Annotated in this window: 8 protein-coding genes and 2 pseudogenes; 6 read left to right on the top strand and 4 right to left on the bottom strand. The window is 58.8% G+C overall.

The window, feature by feature from the left end:
• Positions 1-280: 280 nt before the first annotated feature.
• The 4 genes and pseudogenes from H4W01_RS06910 to istB all read left to right on the top strand — a co-directional run bounded on the left by H4W01_RS06910 (position 281) and on the right by istB (position 4,003).
• A pseudogene (locus H4W01_RS06910) lies at positions 281-1,239 on the top strand (IS481 family transposase).
• A 45-nt stretch (positions 1,240-1,284) separates the two neighbouring features.
• Positions 1,285-1,479, top strand: a complete 195-nt coding sequence (locus tag H4W01_RS06915) for a hypothetical protein (RefSeq protein WP_209610419.1) — start codon at positions 1,285-1,287, stop codon at positions 1,477-1,479.
• A 294-nt stretch (positions 1,480-1,773) separates the two neighbouring features.
• Positions 1,774-3,288: pseudogene (gene istA, locus H4W01_RS06920) on the top strand (IS21 family transposase).
• A complete protein-coding gene (gene istB / locus H4W01_RS06925) occupies positions 3,275-4,003 on the top strand; it encodes an IS21-like element helper ATPase IstB (protein ID WP_209610420.1) in 729 nt (242 codons plus the stop codon). The pseudogene istA and the gene istB overlap by 14 nt, the downstream one beginning before the upstream one ends.
• 368 nt (positions 4,004-4,371) lie before the next feature.
• On the opposite strand, the gene H4W01_RS06930 is transcribed toward istB, so the two are convergent.
• Positions 4,372-7,677, bottom strand: a complete 3,306-nt coding sequence (locus tag H4W01_RS06930; RefSeq protein WP_209610421.1) for a TonB-dependent receptor — start codon at positions 7,675-7,677, stop codon at positions 4,372-4,374.
• 267 nt (positions 7,678-7,944) lie between these two features.
• On the opposite strand from H4W01_RS06930, the gene H4W01_RS06935 reads away from it, so the two are divergent.
• A complete protein-coding gene (locus H4W01_RS06935) occupies positions 7,945-8,208 on the top strand; it encodes a transposase (RefSeq protein ID WP_209610422.1) in 264 nt (87 codons plus the stop codon).
• Between the two features lie 726 nt (positions 8,209-8,934).
• Here the strand turns inward: H4W01_RS06935 and H4W01_RS06940 are convergent.
• Positions 8,935-9,282, bottom strand: a complete 348-nt coding sequence (locus H4W01_RS06940) for a DoxX family protein (RefSeq protein ID WP_209610423.1) — start codon at positions 9,280-9,282, stop codon at positions 8,935-8,937.
• Positions 9,283-9,303: 21 nt separating this feature from the next.
• Here H4W01_RS06940 and chrA point away from each other — a divergent pair, with 21 nt between their 5' ends.
• On the top strand, positions 9,304-10,515 hold the full coding sequence (gene chrA, locus H4W01_RS06945; protein ID WP_209610424.1) for a chromate efflux transporter: 1,212 nt from the start codon (positions 9,304-9,306) through the stop codon (positions 10,513-10,515).
• 208 nt (positions 10,516-10,723) lie between these two features.
• Here the strand turns inward: chrA and H4W01_RS06950 are convergent, their stop codons facing one another.
• Both H4W01_RS06950 and H4W01_RS06955 read right to left on the bottom strand, forming a co-directional pair.
• Positions 10,724-10,918 (bottom strand): hypothetical protein, encoded by a 195-nt coding sequence (locus H4W01_RS06950; RefSeq protein ID WP_209610425.1) that lies wholly within the window; start codon positions 10,916-10,918, stop codon positions 10,724-10,726.
• Between the two features lie 900 nt (positions 10,919-11,818).
• Positions 11,819-12,406, bottom strand: coding sequence for a recombinase family protein (locus H4W01_RS06955; protein ID WP_209610426.1), 588 nt, complete (start codon positions 12,404-12,406; stop codon positions 11,819-11,821).
• Positions 12,407-12,582: the final 176 nt, after the last annotated feature.

Consider the following 12,582-nt stretch of genomic DNA (forward strand, 5'->3'; position numbering starts at 1 on the left):
AAAATGCAATCGATGAGTCCACATCATTGAGCGATAGCTCCCGCGAGCCAAGTGTAGTATTGCACTTTCATGGCAGGGGCTTCCGACTTCGCTGTACGAGCCCGCTGCGACGGCGCAAAAGGACGACAATGGGGCCTTTTTTCAGCGTCTGAGGACCGGTGGCTCGAGGGAATATTTAGTTGTCAAATGGAGGCCGAAGCGGCGTCCAAGGCGCTTAGCCTAGGTGTTTGATCCCACGGCTTGATGGTGCGATCCCTTCGTCAGAATGGAAGGAAGCCATATGGGACAGGTACGTCACGGGAGCGCCACGACCACGCACGCCGTCAGAGCAGCAATACAGCGATCGCAAGCTTCGCTCTCGGCGCTGAGCCGGGAGCTTGGGATCACCCCAAGACAGTGGCGAAGTGGCGCAAGCGGGCGACGGTCGAGGATCTGAAGACCTGGCCGAAGGCCCCTCATTCCACGACCCTGACTGAAGCCGAGGAGGCGGCGGTTGTGGCGTTCCGGCGGCATACGTTGCTCCCGCTGGACGACTGCCTTTATGCGTTGCAGCCGTCGATCCCGCATCTGACGCGTTCAGCGCTGCATCGATGTCTCCAACGACACGGGATATCCCGCCTGCCGAACATTGAAGGCGACGCGCCGAAGCGACAGCGCTTCATGCGCTACCCGATCGGCTTCTTTCACATCGATATCGCTGAGGTGCAGACTGCCGAAGGCAAGCTCTACCTGTTCGTCGGCATCGACCGCACCAGCAAGTTCGCCGTCACCCAGTTGGTCGACAAGGCTGATCGGCGGACGGCGTGGGAGTTCCTCGAACACCTGCTGAAAGCCGTGCCCTATCGCATTCACACAATCCTGACCGACAATGGCATCCAGTTCGCCGAGCAGCCGCGCAACCGTAACACCGTATGGTCGCGGCAGATGCGCTTCGACATTATCTGCGAAGCGAACGATATCAAGCACCGGCTCACCAAGCCGAACCACCCTTGGACCAATGGTCAGGTCGAGCGGATGAACCGCACCATCAATGAGGCGACCGTCAAGCGCTTCCACTACGATAGCCATCACCAGCTACGGACGAACGTCGCCGACTTCATGGCTGCCTATAACTTCGCCCCCCGGCTTAAGACGCTCAGCGGCCTCACACCCTACGAATACATCGCCAAAATCTGGATTTCAGAACCAGACCGGTTCATCGTCAATCCGATCCACCAGATACCGGGACTAAACACCTAGGGCCCCGCAATGGAGTAATCATCGGTTATTTGATAAGTCGAAGTTATGACGATTCAACCGAATTTCATCCCATCGCTGATGACCGATCATCCTGCTACGCGCACCTGGGGAATTTATAGCCCTTTACAAGATAGATGGCTCGACGTGATTTTCACGACAGAGCGTGAAGCGGAAGAGGCTTGCCAGGTGATTAAGTACCTGCCTGTGCGAGCGAAAAAAGCAGGGTCGCGTTTTTATTAGAATTTTATACAGCCCTTTCTCGATAGCTGCTTGTCTGCTCTTTGCTGAGCCCTGACTGTGGATAATCGTCGAAGCAGGACTTCATCCCTTGGCGGGATAACTACCTAAGTTTACTAAAAATTATTATTTTTGAGAGGGGCCCAATCGGCGCCGGTCACGACTCAACTTTAATCAAAAATCTGTGGATCGGCGTGCAAAAAGGACCCCCTTAGCGGGGTGATCGGCGTCCAAAAGGGACCCCTCATTTCGATGGTTTAGACAGCGGCCTGGGTATTCTCAGGCGGCGAGATCGGGATGTTGGTGGTGGAGACTGTGGTTCGGGTTCGGCGTGAGTACGCCGGCGGCAAGCCGATCAAGGCGATCGCGCGGGATCTTCGATTGTCGCGCAAGGTGGTGCGCAAGGCGATCCGGGCACCGGAAGGTTCATTCGACTATCATCGGTCGGTGCAGCCGCTGCCGCGGATCGGACCGTTCCAGGAACAGCTCGATACGCTGCTGGCCGAGAACGAGGCGCGGTCGCGTCGCGATCGGCTGCGGATGACGCGGATCCACGATCTGCTGCTGCGCGAAGGCTTCGAGGGATCGTACGATGCGGTCCGGCGCTACGCTACGCGCTGGGCGGAGGCGCGACGCAAGGATCCCGGCGCCGGCGTGGCGGCATTTATCCCGCTGCTGTTCAGGCAAGGCGAGGCGTACCAGTTCGACTGGAGCCACGAGGACGTGGAGATCGCGTGCAAGCCGATGCGCGTGAAGGTCGCCCATGTGCGGCTGTGCGCATCGCGGGCGGTCTAAGTCCGAGCGTATCCGCGCGAGACGCAGGAGATGGTGTTCGACGCGCATGCGCGCGGCTTCGCCTTCTTCGGAGGGGTGCCGCTGCGCGGCATCTACGACAACATGAAGACCGCGGTGACGACCGTGTTCGTCGGCAAGGAGCGCGTGTTCAACCGTCGCTTCCTGGTGATGGCGGATCATTACATGGTCGAGCCGACCGCCTGCTCGCCGGCCGCCGGGTGGGAGAAGGGCCAGGTCGAGCATCAGGTCCAGACGATCCGAGGGCGGCTCTTCAAGCCCAGGCTGCGGTTCGCCACCCTGGAGGAACTGAACGGCTGGCTGGAAGCCGAGTGCCGCCGCTGGGCTGAGATGCATGCGCACCCCGAGCATAAAGAGATGACGGTCGCGCAGGCGCTGGAGTTGGAACGGCCCGCGCTGCAGCCGATGCTCGCGGCGTTCGACGGCTTCCACGAGACGCAGCATGCGGTGACCGGGACCTGCCTGATCAGCTTCGATCGGAACCGCTACTCGGTTGCCGCCAAGGCGGTGCGTCACGCAGTCCAGGTCCGGGCCTATGCCGACCGGATCGTCGTGCGGATGGGTGATGAAGTGATCGCCGATCATCCCCGGTTTTTCGGTCGCGACCGGACGATCTACGATCCCTGGCATTATCTGCCGGTGCTGGTGAACAAGCCCGGTGCGCTGCGGAATGGGGCACCGTTCCAGAGCTGGGATCTGCCGCCTGCGCTCGCTCGGCTGCGCCGCAAGCTGGGCAGCGATGACGATGCCGATCGGCGGTTCGTCCGCGTTCTTGCGGCCGTCCTCAGCGATGGCCTGGATGCCGTCGAGGGCACCGTTCGCGAAGCGCTCGACGCCGGTGCGGTCAGCGACGAGGTGATCCTCAACATCCTGTCACGGCGGCGAGAGCCACCCCGGCCTGCATCCATCGTTACGTCTGAGGATCTAACGCTGATGCACCCGCCGATCGCCAACTGCGCCCGCTACGACAGCCTACGAGGCCTTCATGCAGCGGCATGAGATGATCGACGCGATGCGCGGGCTCGGGCTCAAGGGCATGGCAGGCGCGTTCGACGACGCGGTCACCACGGGGGTCCAGCGCAAGCGCACCGCGATGGAGATCCTGAGCGATCTGCTGCGCGCCGAGGGCGCGCATCGCCACGCCGCTTCGATCCGCTACCGCATGACGGCTGCCAGGCTGCCGGTCGTGAAGGACCTCAACGCGTTCGTGTTCGAGAACACCCCGATCAACGAAGGGCTGGTGCGCTCGCTTCACGCAGGCTCGTTCCTGCCGGGCCGCCGCAACGTCGTGCTGGTCGGGGGCACGGGCACCGGCAAGACCCACCTCGCCAGCGCGATCGCCGCCAGCGTCATCCGCGCCGGTGCCCGCGGTCGCTACTTCAACACCGTCGATCTGGTGACGCAGCTCGAGGAGGAGACGCGGATCGGCAAGGCCGGCGCGCTCGCGGCCCAGTTGCGTCGCCACGAGCTCGTGGTGCTCGACGAGCTTGGCTATCTGCCGTTCGCCCGCTCGGGCGGCCAGCTGCTGTTCCACCTGATCAGCAAGCTCTACGAGCACACCTCCGTGATCATCACCACCAACCTGACGTTCGGCGAGTGGCCCAGCGTGTTCGGCGATCCCAAGATGACGACCGCGCTGCTCGATCGCATCACCCACCACTGCGACATCGTCGAAACCGGCAACGACAGCTGGCGCTTCAAGAACCGCAGCTGATCCCGGACCGGTAGCCAGAAAGAGCTGTTCGCGGTGCTCGCGCCTCCGGTCGGGCTACGCCCTCCCTACGCCGCGAGCACCGCGAACGGCACTCCATCATCGACGTCGGCTCAATGCGGCTAGGGGATCCCTCTTCGACGCCGATCGGGGGTCCCGGTTCAACGCCTATTTACAATCAAAAATCTACTCGCTTTTACAGATACCTAGCCAGATCATGGCGGGGCCCCTCTTCGACGCCTATCCACACCCTTGACCCCAAAACCCTCATGTGGGGAGTTGGAAGCTCCGGCAAACCGGTGCGGTTCAGAGCCTCGACCACCGCCCTCAGCTGAAGGCGGCGGCTTCCGCGTTCTCTATTGACGCTACGCTTAGAACTTGAAGCGGGCGCCCACCCGAATGAAATAAGTCGAAGCGTTAAAATTTGGCGCCAGGTTCGTGTCCGGAGCGCGGAACGCCGAATAGCGGTACTGAGCGCAAACTTGTGAGGAGTTAGTGTTTACTACCCCCGCACCCGGCGCCGTGCCAGTCGGAACCGCTTGGCTTAAACACTGTACACTTACTACCGCAGCGCCGCTGATTGACCGGAGCCCACCCCAATTGGGATTAATCAGGTTTGGCAAGTTATTAATATCGGCAAAGAGCGCCACGCGGGACTCGCCAAAAAACAGAGGAATTTCCTGCTCCAAATGAAGATCGATTCGGGTGACAGCCCGGTTTCGGGCAATGTTCTTTGGCGCTATTTTTCCGCGGTACTTATTAAGATCGTTGCTGCTTATAAGGGTATTTAGCGAATTTTGTGTGTCAATGCTGTCATAGCTTACAATCGCATCGGTAATATTGATTGGTACATAGAGCAAATTCGACGGGGCGTTGCCGTTCAATACCGTGCCAAACACCGTTGAACGAGTTGAGACGTTATCGAGCGCGTAAAAGCTGTAGGGGTTTCCAGCGCGAGTTTCACCAAACAACTGAATTTTCGTCTTATAGTCTTTGTAGAAAGCGTGATCATATCCAACACCGTATTTGAACTGCCACTTGGTCTGGTTGTCAGACGTACCAAGCAGCGGGAAATTCGGATCGGCGAAAGTCTGGAAACGATAATTCGAGTTTGGCGTCGATGCGCTGGCGCTGCCAATGTCGCGAACATCCTGAAGGATGTAGGCACCGTTAAGCGAAAGACCGAAGTCAAATTTCTTGTCGAAGCGGACGACGCCGATATGGCTGCGACCGCCAGTCGTGTTATAGGTAAGCACATCCCAACCGGCATCGGCAAAGCCAAGGCGACCAGTGTAACGCGGACGGCCGTCGGGAAGCACCCCAATCTGTACCGAGCGAACATCCGTGAAGGAAACGTCATTACGAGTCTTAGCGAAAAGGTAGTCTGCGCCGAAATTAATGCCGAAAAACTTCCATTCTGCCGATAACGTCGCTTTTATCGAGGTTGGGAGTTTAAAATTCTGGGCGATTTCGGCGGTATTCGTCGCCGCGTTGACCGAACCGCCTTGCGCGAAGGCAGTCAACGCCGGGTTTACGTTACCCCCGACATTATTGAGCGCCGCCGCGCAAATAGCCGGTGTAAGATTAGCGGCACCAGTGCAGCCATTCGGGTTTGCCGCCGTAATCGCGGCGCGGGTAATGGTAAGCGAGTTGGTGGTGACGGTGTTCGAGAAGCTGTTCGACAGATAAATATCCGGGTTACCGCCAGCGAGGATACCGGCGCCCCCATGCAAACGGAGATTTGGGGTCACCTTCCATTCGAAGCTTGCACGAGGCTCAAAGGTTTCCAGACCCTTGTAGGTCTTGGTGTTCGCAAAGCCGGTGCGATCTGTGAAAGCCTGGTTGAATACGGGGGCGTTGTGCGAAGAATAAAGGTTCCAGCGGAACCCGTAGGTCAGCGTGAAGGCCGGCGTGATACGCCAATCGTCCTGGACGCCAAAAGATGTTTCTTCGTACCGGAACTTGGCGGCAGCACCATTTGCACCGCCGACGGCAACTGCAGCATATTGGATCTGGTTCGCATTGCCAGCCTGGAAATCAGCAAGAGAGTCAAAATAGTAGCTGCCCAGGCTATTCGGCACGAAATTATTAAACGTACGGTTCCTTGTCCATTCGCCTAGTAGTTTCAGCTCATGATTATTGAGGCTCAAGCGGCTGAGGATCGATCCGCTGTATGTATCGGTGTTAAGCACGTTGGTCTGACGAAAATTGTCAGGACCAAAAAAAATGCGGGGCGTTCCGGTCGAGCAGCCAGTTGTCGATGAGGTATTCGCACCTCCCGTTGGGGTCGTCGTGTTGGTCGGATCTTGGCACACCGCAAACTGTGAGTTGCCGCGGCCACCGACTGGTTCCTGCCCGCGGACATAGCTCTTGTAGCTGAAGCGAACTTCCGTCGAGAAGCTGCTCGACCAGGTCGAGTTGAACTGCGCGATACCAGCGCGGAGCAGTTCGCTGAGCACATATGCGTTTGAGCTCAACCCGTAAGACGGCGTAGTGCCGGAGGTCGACGTGTTGTTGGGGCTGACCAACGAGTTGAACGCATTGATGTAAGAGATCGACAAGCGCTGGCCGTCGGCGACGTTCCAGTCGAGGCGCGTATTGAATTTTTCGTCCTTACGCGGGTTGATGCGCAGCAAGTCGCCATATGCGGCACTCGAGATGCCGTAGCGCGCTGCGCCGGCAAGGGTTCCGAGGTTGCTAACCTGAGTGGTGGTCAAGCCCGGAATACTCTCAGGCTGCGTACCAAATGCGCGAGGATCGGTGTTCTTTTCATAAGAGAACATCAAAAACACGCGATCGCGGACGATTGGACCCGCGATCGTCGCGCCATAGGTCTCCGACTTAAACTTCGGCAGCGCAACGGTGGTTGTTCCGATCCGGTTGCCTGAAAGACCGTCGGTATTCTGCGAATAGAAACCGGTGAGGAACAATTTGTTAGTGCCCGAGCGAAGCACGGCGTCGATCACGCCACCTTGATAATTGGTTTGGCGGATGTCGAAATTCGCCGCCGATGTCGAAACCTGACCAAGCGCGTCGAATGTCACCGGGCCACGAATGTTGGGGTTTGCGTCTTGGTTGAGACCGAAGGTATCGCCTACTGCGACGCCATTGATCGTAAAGCGGTTGAAGCGCGGATTTACGCCGGCAAATCGGACCGCACCGCCGCGATCGGTCGAGTTACCCAGATCAAAAGTCACGAACGGATCGCGGCGCGCAATGTCACGAATGTCTCGATTGACCGAGGCCACCTTGCTGATGTCTTCCGCCGTCAACGTCGTCTGCACGCCCTTGGAAACAGTTCCCGAACCGCGCACCTTCGACGCGACAACGACGATGTCCGCGCCCGAATTTGCGGTGAGATCTATCGGGAGATCAAAGGTTTGCTGTGCAACCGTGTAAATGTCTCGGACAGATGTATTACCTTGGGCACTCGTAACTTCGACAGTGTAAGGACCGCCGCTGCGCAAACCAGGCAAGGTGAATTCTCCGCTCCCACCCGTCTTCGTAGTCGCGCGCGTACCCGACGAGACATCGACGGCAACTACCGTAGCATCGGCCACAGGGTCGCCGCCCTTGGTGACGCTACCGCGGATGATCGCCGTCGTTTCCTGCGCACCTGCCGCAACCGGGACGATGAGCGCGGCAACAGCCACGCCTAGGAAAAGAGTGTTCCGCATATATGCCCCTTGTGAAAGATTCGCTTCATCGCGGCGGTTCGCCGTCGGGACGGCCGTGCATTAGGAATATTTCGCCGACATGACATTTGCATCATTCGTTCACGAAGCATTAAGCCTAGGCGGCGTGCCGTGAACCATCGGACGAAGATAATGTGCTGGATTATTTAAAAGAATGACCGCTTACTGTGACGGCAAATTCGAAAGCGGCTGACCTGCTCCTCAGAAATCATGCCATTGGTAAATTAGCTCGTCAGATGGAGACGAGCGATGCGGCGAAGCCGATTTACCGAGGATCAGATTATTGGGGTGCTACGCCTGCATGAGGGTCGCGTGAAGACCGCCGACCTGTGCCGCAGGCATGGGATAAGCGATGCCACCTTTTACACCTGGAAGTCCAAATACGGTCGCCTGACGGTGTCCGACGTGGCGCGGTTGCGGGCGCTCGAAGACGAGAACCGCTGGCTGAAGAAATTACTGGCGGAGTCGATGTGGGACGTGTCGGCGTTGAAAAATCTGCTGGGAAAAAACTGACCCGGTCTGCGGAGCGCTACGCTGCGGTGGAGAAGCTGATGGCCAATCACGCCTTGTCGTAAGCGTCGCGCCTGCAGGCTGATCGGGGTCAATCGGTCGGCGTGGCAATATGAACCGCTTCGCGGGAAGGACCATGCTGTCCGCGAGCTGAGGGGGTGACGGGATGTCTTCTGCGCCGAAAGTCGGTCGCGGAAGGGGTCCCTTTTGCGACCTCGTGAACATTCCACTAGCGGCCGCAGCGCCAATCGTTGATAGGATGCTTCATGCAACTCCGGCAGCATTGGCGACTAGCGGTCGCTCTTATCCCGGCCCTGCTGCTCAGCACGAGCGTCTTCGAGCATTTCCGACAGCTTGGGTGGAGCCGGATCGGCGAGGGCATAGCAGAGTTTTTGGCAGCCTTTGTTTTAGGAATGGCCGCCCTTTGGTTATTGGGAAAGCTTTTCCCGCCCCGTTCGTAGTGCAAATTTCAAAAGTTTTGCATCAACGCTACGATCCGAGGGACGTCGACAACCTACCTTTTTGACGCGGGTATGTGACGCTAGATTCTCCACTCAAATCGGCATCTGCCAGTTAGCGTCAGAACCGACCGGTTTTGACGCTTTCGTATGGCTTGCGTTCCAGCAGCCGGTCGATCGACCAGCGCCCACTTCCAACGATGATGAGGTACAGGCAGCCTAGCAGGATGGTGAGATCGGCGCGGCTTTCGTGCTGCGCGCTCCAGAAGCCCTAACGTTTGGAGTCGGGAAGGCTGAATGGTCCGAACCCGTGCTCCAGCAGGATGGGAAGCTTGGTGGCGATCAGTGCTACGATCATGGTCACGATCAGCGGAATGGCGGCAAGCCGGGTGAATAAGCCCAGGATGATAAGTGCGCCGCAGACGAGTTCCACCATGCCGACGAATGGTCCCATCATTTCGGGGTATGGGATACCGATCTTCGCAAAGCGGCCGGCTCCCAGAATGTCCGGGAAGATCAGTTTCTGGATTCCTTCGGGGAAGAAAACGACCAATCCGACCGCTAAACGGATCAAGATCGTCCACGGGCTAACGGTGCAGTGAATGATGCGATTGAACATGGCCGAGCTATACCGCACTCTATGACGAACGAGCAAAACATCGCTGGCGCCGATCGGGGCAAGGTCAGCGAAGTGTTCGCCGTGTTCCTCAAGCTCGGGCTGACATCAATCGGCGGGCCGATCGCGCATCTCGGTTATTTCCGGGAAGCGTTCGTGGTGCGGCGTCACTGGATCGACGAAGCGGGCTATGCCGATCTGGTCGCACTCTGCCAATTTCTGCCTGGCCCTGCCTCAAGCCAGGTCGGGTTCGCGCTAGGACTAAAGCGGGCGGGGCCTTTGGGCGCACTTGCAGCCTGGGCGGGTTTCACACTTCCGTCGGCGGTCCTGATGCTCCTGTTCGCCTATGGCGCGTCGAGTTTTGGCAGACCGATTGGTCTCGCTCTCATTCATAGCCTCAAGCTCGTCGCAGTCGCGATCGTCGCGCAGGCGATATGGGGCATGGCGCGCACGCTCACCCCGGATCAGCCCCGCGCAGGACTGGCGTTGGTCGCCCTTGCCGTGGTGACGCTACTTGGCGGCGCATGGGGACAAATCGCCGCGATCGGTTTGGGCGCACTTGGCAGGCTCTGGCTGTGCCGCACCCCGGCGCCTCTATCGGCTGCGCCTTTACTGTTCGCGGTTTCACGCAAAGTCGGCATCGCCTGTCTGGCAGCCTTCATACTCCTGCTCATCGGTCTGCTGATGCTCGCTCCGGCGTCGGGGTCACAAGGATTGGCTCTGTTCGACGCTTTCTATCGGTCCGGTGCGCTGGTGTTCGGGGGTGGCCATGTCGTGCTGCCATTGCTGCACACCGCTGTGGTCGGGCCGGGCTGGACCGCCGATGCGACGTTCCTTGCGGGTTACGGAGTGGCGCAGGCCGTGCCGGGGCCGCTGTTCAGCTTCGCTGCTTATGTGGGCGCGGTGGTCGGCCCTGCACCGCACGATATGGTCGGCGCAGCCATAGCCCTGGTCGGTGTCTTTCTTCCCGGCGTCCTGATCCTGATAGGCGCGCTGCCATTCTGGGAGGCCATGCGCGCCCGTGCCGAGGCCCAGGTCGCGCTACGTGGCGTCAACGCGGCGGTGGTCGGCATTCTTGGCGCAGCGCTTTACAGTCCGGTCTGGATCAGCGCGGTAGTAAGCCCGTATGATTTCACCGTCGCCGCTGTCGGCTTCATTCTACTGACGGTCTGGCGTGCGCTGCCAATTGCCGTGGTTACGCTCATGGCGCTGATCGCAATCATGCGGCCTACATAATCTATATGGCTGCACCGCCTGAGACGGTAGCCCAGCACCTGCGGCTGTGGCGGATCTGATGCAAAACTCACAAGTTTTGCATCACGCTTGAAACGGCCGAAAGCTCGGCATTGCGGTAATGCAGAGATCCGATGCGCGGGCCGATCGCGGATGTCAGGGCTTAGCGGAGAGCGGACAGGCAGCTCTAAAAAAAGGGCCGTATAAAATTCTAATAAAACCGCGAGCCTGCTTTATTCGCTTGCACAGGCAGGTACTTAATCACCTGGTAAGCCTCTTCCGCCTCACGCTCTGTCGTGAAAATCACGTCGAGCCATCTATCTTCTAAAGGGCTATAAAGTCCCCAGGTGCGCGTAGCAGGATGATCGGTCATCAGCGATGGGATGAAATTCGGTTGAATCGTCATAGATTCGATTTATCAGATAACCGATGATTACTCCATTGCGGGGCATAGAGACGCGGCCGATTGGAATTGCCCGAACGCCTACAATTTGGTCGCTTTCTGCCGTTCCGGCTGTTGCGAAAGGGTTCGCTTTCACGACGACAGGAAGCGCCCTTTGCGGCCGTTCGCGCTTCGGCTAGATCGCCCACCTTGTGAGGAATGTAGGGTGCGTTATCTTCTCTTACTGTTGTGCCTTTTCGGTTGCTCACCTCAACACGGTCAGGAGCGCTGGCGATATGCTCCCGAACCATCATCGCCGTATCAAGCGACGCTGATCGGGGACGACTTCAACCTCGGGGAAAGTCAGCAATTCAGCCTGCGTATTGACGCGCAGCCGGCAGAGGCCGGCGACAACGGCCGGTTCTTTGAAGGGCCAATCGAAGCTGGCGGCGCAATAAACCCTCCGAGACCGCAGCTTGTGTGGACATCAGCGACAGACCTGTTGGTCACTGCACATACCAAGGAACTTGAAGGTCAAACGACCCGACGATTTGGAGGCAATGGAAGGCCGAGAGGATCGGTTACGATCCGATACGTCGCCGATGGGCCGATTAGTGATTAACCTCCGCTTGCCACCAGGCCCGGCCGTCCAGCAGCCGTTCGCGCCTAGCGTACGTAAAACCTACTTTCGTGTCGTGATCCCGTGATCGTTGGAACCCCGCTGCCGTTAGATCGTATTAGCTTTGCGAAATCCGCCGGGCGGTATTCCCCCCCATACTATCCCGCTCGCCTTTAGCCGCTGGTCCCTCTGGACCGGCGGCCTTTTCTTTGGCCCGCTTAAAACAGGCGTTTTCCGATCTCGTAGGCATAGCCTGGATCGTGATCGGCTCGGTTTCCCGCATCAAGCGCATCTTGGCTCCATGCTTATGTACTTGGTGAAAGCGCTCCCGTGGTCCGCTGCACAGTAGGAATTGCGATCCGCGATATCGTAGCTCGGCTCACACCCAACAATGCGGCGACAGTGCGTTGCGTGTCGCCGGCTGCAAGGCGCTGCAGGGCCTCGGACTGCTGGTGAGGGGTAAGGGCAGCGCGGCGGCCGAATTTTACGCCACGGGCCTTGGCCTGGACCGTGCCGGCAGCCGTGCGTTCGGTGATACGATGGCGCTCATAACTCGCTGCGACCCCCGGCACGGCAATGATGACTTCGGCGAACTGAGAGGTGGTATCCACCATCGGCTCCGCGATCGAGCGGAAGCCGGCACCGGCTTCCTTCACCGCATAGAGGATGTTCAACAGGTCACGGGTGTCGCGGGCAAGGCGATCGGTGGACGTCACCATCAACACATCGCCGGCATCGAGCGCGCCGATCGCGCGCTTGAGCTGGGGCCGCTCGGCCGTCGCGGCACTGACCTTCTCGCGATAGATCTTCGTACAGCCCGCCGCGTCTAGCTGAGCGAGCTGCTGCGCCAAATCCTGGCCAGTAGATGAGACACGTGCGTCGCCATAAATCATGCCCCCAATGTGCATCGGATTTATGCATCGCGGAAGTGCCCGGTTTCGTACGGTTTTTCATCTGATGCAAAACTTGTGCGTTTTGCATCAAACCGGTCTACCGCAATGCTTATAGTTTGTTTGCCATACTTGTTCAGTTTGGCGAGATCGGCGGGAAGTGCTCCCCCCGTTGCGTG

The sequence above is a fragment of the Sphingomonas sp. PL20 genome (assembly GCF_017875905.1).
In the GTDB taxonomy this organism is placed as follows: domain Bacteria; phylum Pseudomonadota; class Alphaproteobacteria; order Sphingomonadales; family Sphingomonadaceae; genus Sphingomonas; species Sphingomonas echinoides.